Source organism: Brachybacterium sp. NBEC-018, assembly GCF_024860185.1.
GTDB lineage: Bacteria > Actinomycetota > Actinomycetes > Actinomycetales > Dermabacteraceae > Brachybacterium > Brachybacterium rhamnosum.
Map to the genome: position 1 here is coordinate 76,103 of NZ_CP100650.1, position 15,698 is coordinate 91,800.

Below are 15,698 nucleotides of genomic sequence, written 5' to 3' on the forward strand. Positions count from 1 at the left end.
CGGTCCGCTCCGGGTCGGCGCTCTCGCCGGCCACCTCTCGAATCGTAGGAGACGGGGCAGACCACCCAAGACGGGAAGAGCGGCACGAAGGACACGAAGCGGTCACGAAGCAGGGTCGGAGGATCCCACCTCCATCACCCACCGCCCCTGGCCACCTCCGCGACCGCGCGGCAGAATCGCCCCGAGCCCGACGGACCGGCGGATCACGGAGGCGGGATGGCACGGAGGACCGGCCGATGGCGCAGCCGCGAGGCGCGCGCGGCCTTCGAGGCGCGATACGCGGAGGCGATGCGGCTCCTGCCCGCGCCGCGCGAGACCGTCGACCTCCCCACCGGCTGGGGCACGGTGCGCGTCTACACCTTCGGCGAGCGCGTCGAGGGCCGGGGGCCGGTCGTCATGTGCCCGGGACGCTCCTCGGGCGCGCCGATGTGGGCGACGAACCTGCCGGCGCTGTGCGCGGAGCGGGAGGTGGTCCTGTTCGACGCGATCGGCGACACGGGCCTCAGCGAGCAGACCCGGCCCTTCACCTCGATCCGCGACCAGGCGGATTACGTCGCCCAGATGTTCGACGCCCTCGCCGTCGGGCCCGCGCATCTGGTGGGGCACTCCTTCGGCGGGGCGCTCGCCACCGCGACCGCGCTGCACCACCCGGATCGTCTCGCCTCGCTCGCGCTGCTTGAGCCGGTGTTCGTGCTCGGCAGGCCGCGGGCGGAGATCCTGCTGCTGAGCCTGCCGGCGTCGCTCCCGTTCCTGCCGCGCAGCTGGCGGGAGGCGGGGCTCGCCCGGATCGGCGGGCAGTCGGCGTTGGACCGCGAGGATCCGCTCGCGGCGATGATCGCGGCCGGTTCCGAGGGCTTCCATGCCGAGCTGCCGGTGCCCCGCCCGCTCACCGATGCCCAGCTCGCCGGGCTGCGGCCGCCGCTGCTGCTCGCGATGGCGGAGCGCAGCGTGATGGGTGGGGCGACGCGGGCCGTCGAGCGCGCCCGGGCGCACGTGCCCGTGGTGGAGGCGGCGGTGTGGCCGGGCACCACGCATTCCCTGCCGATGGAGGCGCACGAGCGGCTCGACCGCGCGCTGCTGGACTTCTTCCGCAGGCACGACGGCCCGCCTCGCGCCTGACGTCCCGACGCGCGGGTGTGCGTGTGTCCGAAAAAAGGCCGGGCCCCGCCGCGGAAGACGAGGAGGACCTCGCCTTCGTCAACGCCGTGAAGGAGGAGCTGGGCGGCAAGGTCGTCTCCTTCTCCCCCTCCGGCGTCGAGAAGGTCTGAGCCTCCCTCAGCGCGGGCGGGGTGCGTGGTCCACGCGGAGCACGACCCGGCCCGCGCCGCGGGCCGCGCCGCCCTCGACCCAGGCGGCGAGCTCCGTCCAGGGCTGGACGTCGATCGGGCCCGCATCGAGGGCGCCGTCCGCGGCGAGGAGCGCCATCTCGGCGGGGAGGCCCGGCTCGGTGCCGAGGAAGAAGCTCGTGATGCTGCGGTCCGAGGTCGCAGGGTCGGCGACGAAGGCGCCGTAGGGGAAGTGCTCGTCAGCGCCGGCGGCGTGGCCGAGGGCGATGACCGTGCCGCCCTGCTCGAGGAGGGCGTAGGCGTCCACGAGGTGCTGCCCGCCGATCATGTCGATCGCGCCGTGCACGGGCCGGGTCACCCCGGCGAGGGTCGCGTGGACCTCGGCGGCGCCGAGCGCACGGAGCTCGCCGTGGCGGGACTCGTCCCGCGCGATGGCGATGACCTGCGCGCCCGAGCGGGCGGCGAGCTGGACGGCGAAGCGGCCGACGGCGCTTGTCCCTCCCACGATCAGCACCCGCCGCCCCAGCACCGCGCCCAGCCGGCGCACGGCCCGCAGGGCGCTCGTCGCGGGGACGGGGAGCGTCGCGAGGTGCTCGGGCGATGCCTCGGCCGGTGCGACGGCGGTGCTCGCGTGCGGCACCGCGCGGCGCTGCGCCCATCCCTGCGCGGCGAGGCCTAGAAAGAGGACCCTCTCCCCCGCCTGCGGGCCGAGGCCGTCCGCCGCAGGCTCGAGCACCGCGCCCGCGCCGTCCCAGCCGGGGATCGAGCCCGCGGGCGCGCCGTCGAGCGCCGCGAGGTCCCCGGGGTTCGGGGCGAAGGCCTCCACCTGCACCAGCAGCTCGTGCGGGAGCGGCGCAGGCTCCGGCACCTCGCCGAGGGTGAGCCCGCCGGGTGCGCCGGGGTCCGTCGTCCATGCCAGCATCAGCGTCTCCTCGCCTCGAACCTGTCGTCCACGCTCGAACGACGAGGGAACGTGGGGCATTCCCTGTCCTTGACGTACGTCGATCGCCGGTCCCGGGCCGCCATCTGCGGCTCCACGCCGAGGTGCCGATGCGGCTCATGCACGCGGCCCTGCCCGGCATGCTCGAGCGTCGCCGCGGCACCGTGCTCAACATCGCCTCGGCCTTCGCGGCCATGCCACGCTAGCTGTGGATCGAGGCGCCGCACGCGGGAGGGAGGACGCGGCACCGGGTGTACGAGCCCGCATCGCGCCGCTCACTTCTTCAGCAGCGTGTGCAGCACGGGTCCCGTGGTCGCGGGCACGGGCTTCGAGGGCTTGTCCTCGCCCTGGGACACGTGCTTCACCTCCGGCCGGGTGGGCCAGCGGCGGATGAGGGCGTTGCGCATCGGCCTCCCGAGCACGCCGGCACCGGCGGTGAGGGCGAGGGCGAGGAGCAGCAGCAGGATCGCCGTGGCCACCACGCCCCAGCCGAGCGGCACGTAGGCGGCGAAGTGCTCGTCGGCGTCCTCATAGAGGGTGGCGACGTCCTCCATCGCCCCCGAGCCGAGAGCGACGATCCCGGGCCCGATCAGGGTGGCGGTGCCGGCGAGCGCGGCGGCGAGGAGCGCGGCCAGCGGGGTGCGGCGCTCGGTGTGGCGCTGCAGCAGGGCCCGCTCGGGTCGCGGCGAGTGCGGGTCCTCGAGGGCGGTGCGGAGGCGGGAGGTCTCGGTGCGGGTCGCCGCCACCTCGAGCACCACGCCGGCCACACCGAGCAGGACAGCGAGGGCGAGGCCCACGGCGAAGATCGTGAAACCGGAGACGATGAGCGTCTCCAGGAGCGAGGAGTCGTAGAACGTCTTGTCGCACTCCTGGCCCGGCGTGCCGCCGGGGACGGCGCTGCAGCGCAGTCCCAGCGCCGGGAGCAGGATGAGGAGCGACAGGCTCACGACGGCCATCGCCGCGCCGTCGAGGGCTCCCGCGGCCTTGCGCATGCGCGCGGCACCTGGCGCGGCGGCAGCGGGCTGTCGGCCGTCTCCGGCGTCGCGCCCCGCCCTGCTGTGCGCGCCGCGCCCCTTCGACTTTCTGCCGTCGGTGCCCTGGCGCGCCCGCCTCCAGGCGCGGGCCTCCATGTCCTGGTGCCAGTGCTCGGCGATCGGGCGGCGCGGGCACTGTAGCCGACGCGGTAGACCTTCCTGCCGTACATCCCGGCCGCGGCAAGGGCGCCGACGACCAGCGATCCGAGAAGCCCGATCGGCACGTAGTCGTCGACGTGCCCCTCGGTGAACGGCATGATCACCATGGTCACCACGCCCAGGCAGGCCGTCACGAGGACGAAGAACAGGACCCCGAACACGCGGGTCAGCGGCGGCTCGACCACCACCCGCACCTGGTACGGGTGCGGGACGGCCTCCACCGGGGCACCGCGCTCCGCGGCGCGACGGATCGCACGGACCGTCGCGAGATCCGCCACGTCCCCGCTGATCGCCCACAGCACCGCGGCCGACGGCGTCACGATCAGCAGCGGCAACATCGACGCGCGCGCCAGCTGGTCGTACATGCTCGCGACCTCGCCGGAGGAGCTCTCGACGATCAGGCCGATCCCGATGATCAGCGCCAACGTCACGCCGAGCCCGATCAGCAGGCCGACGAGGACCCCCGAGACCGTGCGCAGCAGCTCCCCCACCACGCCGATCGGGTACTCCTCCCAATACGGCTCCTCGGCCCGGCCTCCGCTGCCCGATCTCATGCGGCGAACCTATACGGGGGCCGCGCGGGCAGACGTGGCTGCAGCTCAAGAGATTGGACCGCCGGCGCCGTTGACCTGAGCGAGCACGCCCTCAGCTATCTCGGCGTAGGTCCTGGCGTCTGAACACACGCCGTCTTCGAGCAGGTTTGCGGCAGCAGGTGGAATCCGAGCAACCGCGCCACGATGTGTCCTCACGCCTCCAGCCCTGACACCGGACTTGCTAGGTTGACCCCATGACCAGCGAGGACCTCATCGCGACACTTCGTTCCTTCATGGCCGAGCGCGACTGGGGCCAGTTCCACTCCCCCGAGAACCTCGCCAAGTCGATCTCGATAGAAGCCGCCGAGCTGCTCGAGTGCTACCAGTGGAACGGCGACGCGGACCCTGACGAGGTCGCTGGCGAGCTCGCGGACGTGCTCACCTATGCGCTGCTGCTCGCCGACAAGCTCCAGCTGGACCCGGAGCAGATCGTCCGCGCGAAGCTCGAGCGCACCGGGCAGAAGTACCCCGTCGAGAAGGCGAAGGGACGGAGCACGAAGTATGACCGCCTTTGAGATCGAGGAGCTCCGTTTCACCCCGGAGTCGGTCGAGGAGACGAGGGGACGACTCCCCCGCTTCACCAACTGGCCGGTCGTCTACCTCATCGAGGACGGGCACGACATCTACGTGGGCGAGACCGGCAGTGCAGACCGCAGGATGCGGCAGCACCTCAAGTCGCGCCAGAAGGAGCACCTCAAGGAGGTCCGCATCGTCTTCGACGAGCGGTTCAACGGCTCCGCGTGCCTGGACCTCGAGTCGCTGCTGATCCGTCTGCTCGGCGGCGACGGCAAGTTCGACGTCCTGAACCGCAACGAGGGCATCACCAACCAGGACTACTTCCAGCGCAGCGAGTACAACGACACCTTCAAGGAGATCTTCGAGGAGCTCCGCGCTCGCGGCTACTTCGAGCGGTCGATCCCCGAGATCGAGAACTCGGACCTCTTCAAGCTCTCCCCGTACAAGGCGCTCAACACGGAGCAGGGCGTCGCCGTCCTCGACATCATGGAGGGCCTCGTCGAGGACCTCCGCCATCCCGAGGTGCACACGATCGCCGCGATCCAGGGTGACCCCGGCACCGGGAAGACGATCGTCGGCATCTACCTCATGAAGCTCATGCGGGACCTCGCCGTCTTCGACCCCACCGACGAGGTCGAGGGTGACTCGATGTTCTCCGACCTCTTCGTCGAAGGGAACCGCGAGCTGTTCCAGGGGCTGCGGATCGGCCTCGTCATCCCACAGAAGTCCCTCCGCAGATCCATCAGCAAGGTGTTCCGGAAGGTGCCCGCGCTGAGCTCCACCCAGGTGCTCACCCCGTACGACGTCGCCGACGCCGAGGAGGACTTCGACGTCATCGTGGTCGACGAGGCGCACCGCCTCACCCAGCGCGGCGCCCAGGCGCACGGCACGCTCACCAAGCGGTACGGGGAGACGACGCGCAGGCTCTTCGGAGTGGACGACCTCTCGATCAACCAGCTCGACTGGATCCGGAAGCGCTCGCGCCACACGATACTGCTGCTCGACACGGCCCAGAGCGTCCGCCCGATCGACATCGAACCCGAGGTGTTCGAGAAGGTCCTCGCCGAGACCCGCGAGCAGAAGCGGCTCTATCCGCTGGACACCCAGATGCGGGTGAAGGGCGGGAAGGAGTATCTCGAGTTCGCTCGCGCCCTGATCTCTAACGACCCGCCCACTGTCATGCCCGACCTCGGCGACTACGAGTTCGAGCTGTTCGACGACCTCGGCGCGATGCACCAGCGGATCCGGGAGCGCGACGCCGAGCACGGTCTCGCCCGGCTCGTCGCCGGCTACGCCTGGAAGTGGCGCAGCAAGGGCAAGAGCGGACTGCACGACATCGAGCTCGACGGCGTCGCGCTGGACTGGAACGTCTCCGACGTCGATTGGATCGCCTCGAAGACCTCCCTCGAGGAGGTCGGCTCGATCCACACTGTGCAGGGCTACGACCTCAACTACGCCGGCGTCATCATCGGCGGCGACCTCCGCATCGATCCCGACACCGGCAAGCTCGTCGCCGGCCGCAGCAACTACTTCGATGCCAAGGGCAAGGCCAACAACACCATGCGCGGCCGCACCACCTCCGATGAGGACCTGCTTCGCTACATCACCAACGTGTACCGAGTGCTGCTGACTCGGGGGATGCGGGGTACCTATGTGTACGTCGTGGACCCATCACTGCGGGCTCGAATCCGTTCCATTCTGAGCACGACCGACAGTTTCAGCCAGCGGCACCTTTGAAGAGTTGGACACTGATTCAGTAGTGCCCAAGTCGCGTTACCCGCCTGTTGAGGAGCCCACTGTGAACGCCGTCCCCGTCGTGCGCGTCGTCGGCGCCGTCATCGTCCGCGAGGAGACCGTCTTCGCGGCGCGCCGGAACCCCGAGCGCAGCGCGGGCGGCCTGTGGGAGTTCCCCGGCGGCAAGGTGGAGCCGGGCGAGGCCCCGGAGCAGGCGCTCGCCCGCGAGCTTGAGGAGGAGCTGTCCGTGACGGTCACCGTGGGCCCGCTCGTGGACCGCAGCCTCAGCACCGTCGGCGAGAAGAGAATCGAGCTCGCCTGCTACCTGGCCCAGCTCACCGGAGCCGAGCCCTCCGCGAGCACGGATCACGACGCGATGCAATGGATTCCCCTCACGGAGTTGGACCAATGGGACTGGGCGCCCGGCGACGTTCCGATCATTCCCGGGCTGCCACAGAGAATCCGCGACCTCCGCGCTCACGAGAGTGAGGCGAAGTGATCCCCGCGGAGCGACTCGATCCGGGCCTGTATGAACTCCTCGTCACCACCGGCCTCGCCGACCTCATCACAACCGCCGAGGCTGACGGTTTCACCGCGCCCACGACGGAAGTGGACGCTGCCGAGGTCACCCACGTCCTCACGCAGCACATCAGTACCGTCGTCGCACAAGCGCTCCGCGAGGCTCCGCCGGAACAACGCATTGACCTTGCCAACTCGGTGTTGAGCGCTCTGCCGCTCGCGGGGCAGCAGGGACAGGTCTCGCCCGGGCCGCGCCTACTCACCGAAGTGTCCCGGCCCGGCGCAGTTCCGCTAGACCGGCCAGCGACACGGCTCAGCGACGTGGCGCTCATGACCAACGCCCGTAATGACCCGCAGCTCGGCTCGGAGTTGCGCCGGGAGATGGCGAGTGCTGATCGGATCGATCTGCTGTGCGCTTTTGTGCAGTGGAGCGGGATCCGGGTGCTCGAGGATTCCCTCAACGCCGCTGCCGACCGCGGCGCGCCGATCCGGGTGCTGACCACCACCTACATCGGGGCGACGGACCGCCGCGCACTGGACTACTTTGTGCGCGCACTGGGTGCCGAGGTGCGCATCAACTACGACGCGCAGTCCACGCATCTCCACGCGAAGGCGTGGATGTTCCACCGCGACAGCGGGTACACCACGGCCTACGTCGGCAGTTCGAACATGAGCCGTGCCGCGCTCGTGGACGGCCTCGAGTGGAACGTGAAGCTCTCGCGCCAAGTGACCTCCACGCTGCTCGACAAGTTCGCGTCCACCTTTGACACCTATTGGGACAGCAGGGAGTTCGCTCCCTACAACCCCGACGCGGACGCCGAGTACCTTGACGCGCTTCTCGCGAAGAACGGAGGCCGCGGCCGCAGCACGTTGCTCGGCATCAGCAGCCTCGACGTGCGCCCCTACCCGCATCAGCAGGAGATCCTCGACGATCTCCAATCCGAGCGCGAGACCCGCGGGCGGCACAAGAACCTCGTCATCGCTGCGACCGGCACCGGGAAGACGGTCGTCGCCGCACTCGACTACAAGCGGCTGCGCCCCTCGACGCAGCAGCGGCCTCGCCTCCTGTTCCTCGCGCATCGCAAGGAGATCCTTGAGCAGTCCTTGCGCACGTACCGTGACGTCCTCAAGGAAGAGGCATTCGGTGAGCTCATGGTGGACGGGCACCGTCCACTGAAGGGAACGCACGTCTTCGCGTCGATCCAGTCGATGGCGCGTACGCAGGAGCTCGAGCGGTGGGACCCTGAGCACTTCGACATCGTCGTCATCGACGAGTTCCACCATGCCGATGCAAACTCCTACCGGCGCGTGCTGGACCACTTCGCCCCGACGGAGCTGCTGGGCCTCACGGCAACACCAGAGCGGGCAGACGGCGTGAACGTCACCCAGGCGTTCTTTGACGGACGAGCCGCGAGCGAGCTCCGACTCTGGGACGCCCTCGAGGCCGATCTTCTGGTGCCCTTCCACTACTTCGGTATCGGCGATGGCGTGGACCTCCGCTCCCTGCGCTTCTCCCGCGGCCGCTATGACACCGGCCAACTGGAGCAGGCCCTCACCGGCAATAACGCACGCGCCGCGAAGATCCTCGCCGCAGTCGAGGACAAGGTCACCGATCCCCAGAGCATGCGGGCGTTGGGGTTCTGCGTCAGCGTGGAACACGCGCGCTACATGGCACGCGTCTTCAACGACGCAGGGCTCCCGGCCCTCGCCCTCTCCGGGGAGTCACACCCTGAAGAACGACGACGTGGTCTGGAAAGCCTGCGCAACGGCGAAGTGACCTGCCTGTTCGCGGTCGACCTGTTCAACGAGGGCCTCGACATCCCGATGATCGACACGGTCCTCATGCTGCGACCCACGCAGTCCTCCACGATCTTCCTGCAGCAATTGGGCCGCGGCCTGCGCCGCGCGGAGGGCAAGTCCGTGCTCACCGTGCTCGATTTTGTGGGCCTACAGAACGAAGCCTTCCGCTTTGATCTGAAGTACCGCGCGTTGACCGGACTCTCCCGGAATCAGCTCCAACGCAACATCGAAGAGGGCTTCCCATTCCTTCCGCCCGGCTCCCAGATAGTCTTTGATGCGGTCGCCCAGGACATCGTGCTGAGCAACGTGAAGAAGCAGCTCAAGCTCTCCACCAAGGACCTCGTCGCGGATGTGCGCCAGCATCTGCCCGAGGATGTCGCCCCGAAGGACTACAACCTCGGCACGTACCTCGAGATCGCCGAGCGATCTCTCGCAGATGTCTACACCCCGCCAACGCGTACGTTCGGCGGGAACCAGCGGGCATCGTCCTGGTCAGCGCTCGTGGACTGGGCTTTTCCCAACGCTGAGGTACAGGGCGAACTGTCTGTCCAGGATGACGTCTTGCTCCGACGCGTCAGGACGCTCACCCACGTGGACGACGCCGACCGGATCGCCGCCTACCGTTCACTCCTCGCCGCGCGCGAGCTTCCCGCTGGCGTCGACACGAACCTGTACGCCGCGATGCTCTACTTCTCGATCTGGTCGACCGGCACCCAGAGCATTCGCGCCGGCTTGGAAGAGCTGCGCTCACGGCCGCTCGTCGTGCGGGAACTGCTGAACCTGCTGGAGTACAAGGCTCAGGCCGGCCGCGTACGCCCGGAGCCCCTCAGCGGCCGTTCTTCGGCGACACCGCTGCGCTCCCACGCGACCTACTCCCGCGAAGAGCTGCTTGCCGGGCTGGGCCTTGGAACGCACGACGCCGGGATGCCGGGCGCCATCCGCGAGGGCGTGAAGTGGCTCCCCACCCTCCAGGCCGACGCCCTCCTCGTCACGCTCAAGAAGTCAGAGACCGACTACTCCCCCACCACGATGTACCGCGACTACGCGATCAACCAGGACCACTTCCACTGGGAATCGCAGAGCACCACGGGCGCGCACAGCGCCACCGGTCAGCGCTACATCAACCACGCTTCCCGCGGCTCCGACGTCATCCTCTTTGTACGCCGCTCCAAGACAGGCGACCTCGGCACGGAGCCCTACACCTGCCTCGGCACCGTCCGGTTCCAGCAGGCCACCGGATCCAAGCCGATGCAGATCGTCTGGAAGCTCGATCGGGAGATGCCGATGGATCTGTTCTTGGAGGCCAAGGCGGCCGTTTAGAGCGCGGGCCCGTCGGCCGTACTCAGCGCGACGGTGGACGTCAGTCCTCCTCGATGACGAACTCCCCCGAGGCGTCGGTGAACAGCGCCGTCTGCCCCGGCGTGGCGCTCTCCAGGAAGGCGCCCACGAAGGGGAAGCGGTCGAGGAAGACGTCGACGGAGAGCAGCTCGTGGTTGCTGTTGTCCGCCATGTACTCGGGTGACTCGAGGCCGGTGACCGAGGTGATCTCGCGGCCGGTGAAGGTGACCCAGCGCGGCGGGCGCTCGGCGTGGAGCTTGGTGAGGAAGACGGGCATCGATGCGGTCACCTCGGCGCCTGCGACGGCGCTCCTCCGCGTCACGTCCAGCAGCGCGTCGGCGCTTCCGACGGCGGCCTGCAGCGCGTCCCATCCCTGCGCGGCGACCAGTCTCGCCTCCTCATCGGTGATGAGGCGGAGGGTGCACACATGGCCCAGGACCTCGCCGCTCTCGGAGCGGACCTCGTCGAAGGCGGCGCCCCAGCGGGAGGTGGTCGCGAGGATCGCGGAGATCTGCGTGTCGCGCAGGAACGGCTCGCTGTTGCGCCAGGGCGAGCCGACCGGCGGCACACGGCGGTTGTTCGCGATGTCGTCGCAGACGATCCGCATCGCGACGAGCGCGGCGCCCTGCTGGCCGTCGAGGACCTCCACCGCGAGCTCGACCCGCTCGCCGGAGTCGGTGGGGATCCGAGAGGCGCCGGCGGTGATGAGGGTGATCGGGCCGTTCTCGGGATGCTTCTCGACGACCATGACGGAGCCGCCGATCCGCTCCTCCAGGACGAGGGGCTCGGTGCCCAGGGCGTCGAAGACGTGGTGCGGGAACGCGTCGAGGTCTGCCATGCGCCGAGTCTGGCAGAGGGTCACCGCCGCGGAGCCGGAACAGGGGACGTCGGCCGCCCCAGGCCGCGCGAGTACGTTGGCCGTGGACGCGCGCACCGCGCATCACCCGAGAGAGGACGCCCCCCCATGTCAGAGTCCCCCGCTCCCGCCGCCGGCCCCCTGCCCCGCGGCATCCAGCACATCGGGGTGACCGTCCCCGATCTCGACGCCGCCACCACGTTCTTCGTCGAGGGCCTCGGCACGAAGGTCGCCTACGACGGCCTCACCCCCGAGGACGAGCCGCGCCAGGGCGAGGAGGTGGAGCGCCAGCTGGGACTGCCCTCCGGCGCCGCCATCCATCGCCAGCGGATGATCGTCATCGGCGAGGGGCCGGGTCTCGAGGTGTTCGAGATCAGCGGGGAGCAGCGCGCGGCGTCCGGCCTCGCGGACTTCGGGCTGAACCACATCTCGCTGTACTGCGACGACATCGAGGGCAGCCTCGCGCGGCTGGTTGCGGCCGGCGGCACGGCGCTCTCCGAGGTGCACGGCAACAGCCGCCACGAGGACTCGCCCGGCAACGGCAGCGTCTACGTGAAGGCCCCGTGGGGGATGCTGATCGAGCTGCAGACGATCCCCTCCGGCCACTACTACGACGAGGACTCGCAGGCCGAGGTGTGGATGCCCTCCCCGCGCTGATCCCGACCGGCCCCGCCCCTGGCCGCGCCCGGTCGTAAAGTGGCAGGACCCTTCGCACTCTCGCACCAGGAGTCCTCGCCATGCCCTGCACCACCCTCCTCGTCGGCCGCAAGGCGAGCGCCGACGGGTCGCCGATCGTCGCCCGCAACGAGGACTCCGGCAACGGCACCTTCGACCCGAAGAAGGTCGTCGTGGTGCAGCCGGCCGACCAGCCGCGCACCTACACCTCGGTGATCGGCAAGCGCACGATCGAGCTGCCCGGCGATCCCCTGCGGTACACCGCGATCCCCGACGCCGTCCCCCAGCAGGGGGTCTGGGCCTGCGCCGGGATCAACGCCGCGAACGTCGCCATGAGCGCCACGGAGACGATCACGAGCAACCCGCGGGTGCTCGGCGCGGATCCGTTCGTCGAGCACAACCCGGCGACGGGGACGCCGGGCGGGTTCGGCGAGGAGGACCTCGTGACCCTCGTGCTGCCCTACATCCGCTCCGCGCGGGAGGGCGTGGAGCGGCTGGGGGCGCTGCTCGCCGAGCACGGCACCTACGAGATGAACGGGATCGCGTTCAGCGACGAGCAGGACATCTGGTGGCTCGAGACGGTGGGCGGGCACCACTGGATCGCGCGGCGCGTGCCAGAGGACCACTACGTGACGATGCCGAACCAGCTGGGCATCGACTCCTTCGACCTCGACGACGCCGAGGGCGCCGGCCGCGACCACCTCGCGAGCCCGGACCTGCGGGAGTTCCTGGCGACCCACCACCTCGACCTCACGCAGCGCGACGCGGAGGAGGCGGCGCCGTCGGTGTTCAACCCGCGCGAGGCGTTCGGCTCCCACAGCGACGCCGACCACGTCTACAACACGCCCCGCGCCTGGTACATGCAGCGCACCCTGAACCCGGCGAGCGAGGACTGGGACGCGGGCCTGCCCGGCGCGAGCCCCGACTCGGACGACCTCCCGTGGAGCCGCCGGCCCGAGCGCCTGCTCACCGTCGAGGACGTCAAGGACGTGCTCAGCTCCCACTACCAGGGCACCGTCTTCGACCCGTACTCGACGCACGGCACCGCGGCGGAGCGTCGCGCGTTCCGGCCCGTCGGCATCAACCGGCACAACGCCCTCGCGATTCTGCAGATCCGCCCGGACCTGCCCGAGTCGCATCGCGCGCTGCAGTGGGTCGCCTACGCGTCGAACCCCTTCAACACGCTGATCCCGATGTTCACGAACGTCGACGAGGCGCCCGCGTACCTGGGGACCACCGAGGCGAGGGTCAGCACGGACAGCTTCTACTGGGCCTCCCGCATGATCGCCGCCCTCGCCGACGCCCACTTCCACGAGGTCATCCCCGCGATCGAGCGCTACCAGCAGCGCACCCTCGCCCTCGGCCACGCGGCCGTGCACGCCGCGACGAAGGCCGCCGATGCGGCCGACGGCGCCGCCGTGCCCGGTCTGCTCGCCGAGGCGAACACCGCCGTCGCCGAGCAGATCCGCACCGCGACCGATGCCCTGCTGGGCGACGTGCTGCTCACCGCGAGCAACCACATGACGAATACGTTCTCGCGGTCCGACGGGTAGGGCCGGGTTCACGGCGCCACGAGGAGAATGACCCACCAGCGGATGCGCGATCCGCTTGCTGTCACCTCGTTCGCGCCAGGAGGACGCATGCCGATCAGGCGACGGGACATCTCCCTCACCCAGCTGACCTACTTCGTGGAGTCCGCTGAGCGCGGCAGCATGACGGCTGCCGCGGAGGAGCTGTTCATCGCGCAGTCCGCGATCTCGACGGCGATCTCGCACCTCGAGCAGCAGCTGGGGGTGCGGCTGCTGATCCGCCAGCGTGCCAAGGGTCTCCAGCTGACGGCCGCGGGCGAGGACTTCCTCCAGCGTGCACGGCAGATCCTCGCGGAGCTCGACGACGCCGTCGCATCCGTGCACTCCGAGTCCCTCAGCGGGCGGGTCAGCGTCGGCTGCTTCCGCACCCTGGCGCCGTTCTTCCTCCCCACCCTCGTCCGGGACCTGGGTGAGCGGGCGCCGGGGCTGCACGTGGACGTCACCGAGCTGACGGCGGACGAGGTCGCCCCCGCCCTCGCCGCGCACCGGATCGAGGTGGCGCTGACGTACGACCTCGGGCTGGACTCGACGGTGCGTCTCGAGACCCTCGCGCAGGTGCCGCTGTACGCCGCGGTCGCCCAGGACCATCCGCTCGCGGGCCGCGATGCGGTGAGCCTCGCCGAGCTCGCCACCGAGCCGCTGGTGCTGCTGGACCTTCCGCTCAGCCGCGACTACTTCCTGCGGACCTTCACCGATCACGGGCTCCAGCCGACGGTGCGCTACCGGTTCGAGAGCTATGAGGCGGTGCGGGCGATGGTCGCCATGGGACACGGCTTCACGCTGCTGAACCAGCAGCCGAAGATCGAATCCACCTATTCCGGCGGGAGCCTTTACCACATTCCGATCGTCGAGCAGACGCGTTCTCTCGACATCGTGCTGGCGTGGAATGACGACGGCGCGCTGCCCACCCGCCGGGCGCGCGCCTTCGCGGAGGCGTGCCGTGCGGTGATCGCCGGCACCACGGCATCCGAGGACCCCAGTTCACCTTCTTCACCTGCATGAACGGCCGATCATTCACTCTCTTCCCTGCCTCCCGGCAGCTCCGGGGCGAGCACGGACGACGGCTGATGAGACCGCTCATCACGCTTTGGTCACGGCGAAAATCGCCCGGCTATATCTCGAGAACAGAAGAACTTCCTCACGTTCCTCTATTTGCGTGATTCCTCGGGGGTCCCGATTCTGGTCGGACCCATCAGCCCCGAGGAAGGGGATTCACCATGACCGCCCCCGCCGTCCCGGACCCCCGCCGGTCCCAGGTGGACCGCCGCGCCGTCCGCACCAGCACCATCGCCGGATCGATCGGCGTGCTCGTCCACTGGTTCGACTGGGCGGTCTACGCCTATATGGCGACCACGATCTCCGCCGTCTTCTTCCCCGACGCGGACCGCACCGCCGGCCTGCTCGCCACCTTCGGGGTCTTCGCGATCTCGTTCCTCGTCCGTCCGATCGGTGCGATCATCTTCGGCCGCCTCGGCGACAGGCTGGGCCGCACCACGACCCTCACGGTCGTCATCCTCTCGATGGCCCTGTCCACACTGGTGCTCGGAGTCCTCCCCGGGTACGCGACCATCGGGATCCTCGCGCCGATCCTGCTCATCGCCACGCGCGTGGTCCAGGGCCTCGCCGCCGGCGGCGAGTTCGGCAGCGCCGCCGCGTTCCTCGGCGAGTTCTCGCCCGCGAAGCGGCGCGGGTTCGGATGCAGCTGGCTCGAGTTCGGAAGCCTGCTCGGCTTCCTCCTCGCCTCGTTCTGCGTGCTGATCCTCGAGACCGCGTTCAGCAGCGAGCAGATCACCGGATGGGCCTGGCGCATCCCCTTCCTCATCACGGTCCCGCTGGGCCTCATCGGGTTCTACATCCGTCGTCGGATCGAGGACACCCCCGAGTTCCGAGCGCTCCAGGAGCTCGAGACCGTCTCCTCCTCCCCCGTGCGCGAGGTGTTCCGCTCCAACTGGCGCGAGTTCCTCAAGACCTGCGGCATGGAGATCTTCATGAACGTCACCTTCTACGTCGTGCTGGTCTACCTGCTGACGTACCAGGAGGTGAACCTCGGATTCGACGCCGGCCGCGCCGCCCTCCTGTCCACCCTCGGCTCCGCGCTCGCGCTCGTGGTCGTGCCGCTCGCCGGTGCCGCGTCGGACCGCGTGGGCCGCCGGCCGGTGCTCTTCACCGCCGCGATCGCGCTCACCGTCCTCTCGGTGCCGCTGTTCGCCCTGATGCGCGTGGGCACCACCTGGGCCGCGCTCACCTCGACCATGGGGCTCGCGCTGATCCTCGCGATCATCCTCGGCACCCACGCGGTGACCGTCGTCGAGCTGTTCCCCACCCGCACCCGGCAGACGGGCCTCTCCATCGCCTACGCGCTCACCGCGGCGCTCTTCGCCGGCACGGCCCCGTACCTGCTGACCTGGCTGATCGACACGACCGGCAGCACGATGATGCCCGGCTACTTCCTCGCGATCGTCGGCATGGTGGGCATCGTGACGGTCGCGACGATCCGCGAGTCGCGCGGCATCGACCTCATGAAGGCCGAGGACCTCGGCACCGCACGACCGACGTCGGCCGACGCCCCCGGCGCCGCCACGCTCCCCCAGGCCCCGCCCGCGGCGCCGCTCGCCTGACACCACACGCGACCACCCGCTTCCCATCGCACCTCTGAAGA

Annotated in this window: 14 protein-coding genes; 10 read left to right on the forward strand and 4 right to left on the reverse strand. The window is 69.8% G+C overall.

What is annotated here, in order from left to right; genetic code table 11:
* Positions 1-216 precede the first annotated feature (216 nt).
* Complete coding sequence (locus NLU66_RS00325) at positions 217-1,119, forward strand: alpha/beta fold hydrolase (protein WP_259360973.1); 903 nt, start codon at positions 217-219, stop codon at positions 1,117-1,119.
* A 23-nt stretch (positions 1,120-1,142) separates the two neighbouring features.
* Positions 1,143-1,268: a hypothetical protein gene (locus tag NLU66_RS00330; protein ID WP_259360974.1), complete on the forward strand. Its 126-nt coding sequence runs from the start codon at positions 1,143-1,145 to the stop codon at positions 1,266-1,268.
* Positions 1,269-1,275: 7 nt separating this feature from the next.
* Here NLU66_RS00330 and NLU66_RS00335 read toward each other — a convergent pair whose 3' ends face one another.
* The 3 genes from NLU66_RS00335 to NLU66_RS00345 form a co-directional block, all read right to left on the reverse strand.
* Positions 1,276-2,208, reverse strand: a complete 933-nt coding sequence (locus NLU66_RS00335; protein WP_259360975.1) for a zinc-binding dehydrogenase — start codon at positions 2,206-2,208, stop codon at positions 1,276-1,278.
* 293 nt (positions 2,209-2,501) lie between these two features.
* On the reverse strand, positions 2,502-3,218 hold the full coding sequence (locus tag NLU66_RS00340; protein WP_259360976.1) for a hypothetical protein: 717 nt from the start codon (positions 3,216-3,218) through the stop codon (positions 2,502-2,504).
* Positions 3,170-3,973 (reverse strand): hypothetical protein, encoded by an 804-nt coding sequence (locus tag NLU66_RS00345; RefSeq protein WP_259360977.1) that lies wholly within the window; start codon positions 3,971-3,973, stop codon positions 3,170-3,172. The genes NLU66_RS00340 and NLU66_RS00345 overlap by 49 nt, the downstream gene beginning before the upstream one ends.
* 233 nt (positions 3,974-4,206) lie before the next feature.
* Here NLU66_RS00345 and NLU66_RS00350 point away from each other — a divergent pair, with 233 nt between their 5' ends.
* The 4 genes from NLU66_RS00350 (at position 4,207) to NLU66_RS00365 (ending at position 9,901) form a co-directional block, all read left to right on the forward strand.
* Positions 4,207-4,527 carry a nucleotide pyrophosphohydrolase gene (locus NLU66_RS00350; protein WP_259360978.1) on the forward strand — a complete coding sequence of 107 codons (321 nt, stop codon included), beginning with the start codon at positions 4,207-4,209 and terminating at the stop codon, positions 4,525-4,527.
* Positions 4,514-6,265, forward strand: a complete 1,752-nt coding sequence (locus NLU66_RS00355) for a DUF2075 domain-containing protein (RefSeq protein WP_259360979.1) — start codon at positions 4,514-4,516, stop codon at positions 6,263-6,265. Before NLU66_RS00350 ends, NLU66_RS00355 begins: the two co-directional genes overlap by 14 nt.
* A 61-nt stretch (positions 6,266-6,326) precedes the next feature.
* On the forward strand, positions 6,327-6,761 hold the full coding sequence (locus NLU66_RS00360; protein ID WP_259360980.1) for a (deoxy)nucleoside triphosphate pyrophosphohydrolase: 435 nt from the start codon (positions 6,327-6,329) through the stop codon (positions 6,759-6,761).
* Entirely contained in the window at positions 6,761-9,901 is a 3,141-nt protein-coding gene (locus NLU66_RS00365; RefSeq protein WP_416232199.1) for a DUF3427 domain-containing protein, read from the forward strand. Before NLU66_RS00360 ends, NLU66_RS00365 begins: the two co-directional genes overlap by 1 nt.
* 40 nt (positions 9,902-9,941) lie before the next feature.
* Here NLU66_RS00365 and NLU66_RS00370 read toward each other — a convergent pair whose 3' ends face one another.
* Positions 9,942-10,757 (reverse strand): suppressor of fused domain protein, encoded by an 816-nt coding sequence (locus tag NLU66_RS00370; RefSeq protein WP_259360982.1) that lies wholly within the window; start codon positions 10,755-10,757, stop codon positions 9,942-9,944.
* Between the two features lie 126 nt (positions 10,758-10,883).
* Between NLU66_RS00370 and NLU66_RS00375 the strand changes: the two genes are divergently transcribed.
* The 4 genes from NLU66_RS00375 to NLU66_RS00390 all read left to right on the forward strand — a co-directional run bounded on the left by NLU66_RS00375 (position 10,884) and on the right by NLU66_RS00390 (position 15,657).
* A complete protein-coding gene (locus tag NLU66_RS00375; RefSeq protein WP_259360983.1) occupies positions 10,884-11,432 on the forward strand; it encodes a VOC family protein in 549 nt (182 codons plus the stop codon).
* Between the two features lie 80 nt (positions 11,433-11,512).
* Positions 11,513-13,003 carry a C69 family dipeptidase gene (locus NLU66_RS00380; protein ID WP_259360984.1) on the forward strand — a complete coding sequence of 497 codons (1,491 nt, stop codon included), beginning with the start codon at positions 11,513-11,515 and terminating at the stop codon, positions 13,001-13,003.
* An 87-nt stretch (positions 13,004-13,090) separates the two neighbouring features.
* Positions 13,091-14,041, forward strand: coding sequence for a LysR family transcriptional regulator (locus NLU66_RS00385; protein ID WP_259360985.1), 951 nt, complete (start codon positions 13,091-13,093; stop codon positions 14,039-14,041).
* Between the two features lie 215 nt (positions 14,042-14,256).
* Positions 14,257-15,657, forward strand: coding sequence for an MFS transporter (locus tag NLU66_RS00390; protein WP_259360986.1), 1,401 nt, complete (start codon positions 14,257-14,259; stop codon positions 15,655-15,657).
* The last annotated feature ends 41 nt before the right edge of the window (positions 15,658-15,698 follow it).

What these genes read in the sequence shown, in the direction of transcription:
- NLU66_RS00325 (WP_259360973.1), top strand. Translation starts at nt 217, where the DNA reads ATGGCACGGAGGACCGGCCGATGGCGCAGCCGCGAGGCGCGCGCGGCC.
- NLU66_RS00335 (WP_259360975.1), bottom strand. Translation starts at nt 2,208, where the DNA reads ATGCTGGCATGGACGACGGACCCCGGCGCACCCGGCGGGCTCACCCTC.
- NLU66_RS00340 (WP_259360976.1), bottom strand. Translation starts at nt 3,218, where the DNA reads ATGCGCAAGGCCGCGGGAGCCCTCGACGGCGCGGCGATGGCCGTCGTG.
- NLU66_RS00345 (WP_259360977.1), bottom strand. Translation starts at nt 3,973, where the DNA reads ATGAGATCGGGCAGCGGAGGCCGGGCCGAGGAGCCGTATTGGGAGGAG.
- NLU66_RS00350 (WP_259360978.1), top strand. Translation starts at nt 4,207, where the DNA reads ATGACCAGCGAGGACCTCATCGCGACACTTCGTTCCTTCATGGCCGAG.
- NLU66_RS00355 (WP_259360979.1), top strand. Translation starts at nt 4,514, where the DNA reads ATGACCGCCTTTGAGATCGAGGAGCTCCGTTTCACCCCGGAGTCGGTC.
- NLU66_RS00370 (WP_259360982.1), bottom strand. Translation starts at nt 10,757, where the DNA reads ATGGCAGACCTCGACGCGTTCCCGCACCACGTCTTCGACGCCCTGGGC.
- NLU66_RS00375 (WP_259360983.1), top strand. Translation starts at nt 10,884, where the DNA reads ATGTCAGAGTCCCCCGCTCCCGCCGCCGGCCCCCTGCCCCGCGGCATC.
- NLU66_RS00380 (WP_259360984.1), top strand. Translation starts at nt 11,513, where the DNA reads ATGCCCTGCACCACCCTCCTCGTCGGCCGCAAGGCGAGCGCCGACGGG.
- NLU66_RS00385 (WP_259360985.1), top strand. Translation starts at nt 13,091, where the DNA reads ATGCCGATCAGGCGACGGGACATCTCCCTCACCCAGCTGACCTACTTC.
- NLU66_RS00390 (WP_259360986.1), top strand. Translation starts at nt 14,257, where the DNA reads ATGACCGCCCCCGCCGTCCCGGACCCCCGCCGGTCCCAGGTGGACCGC.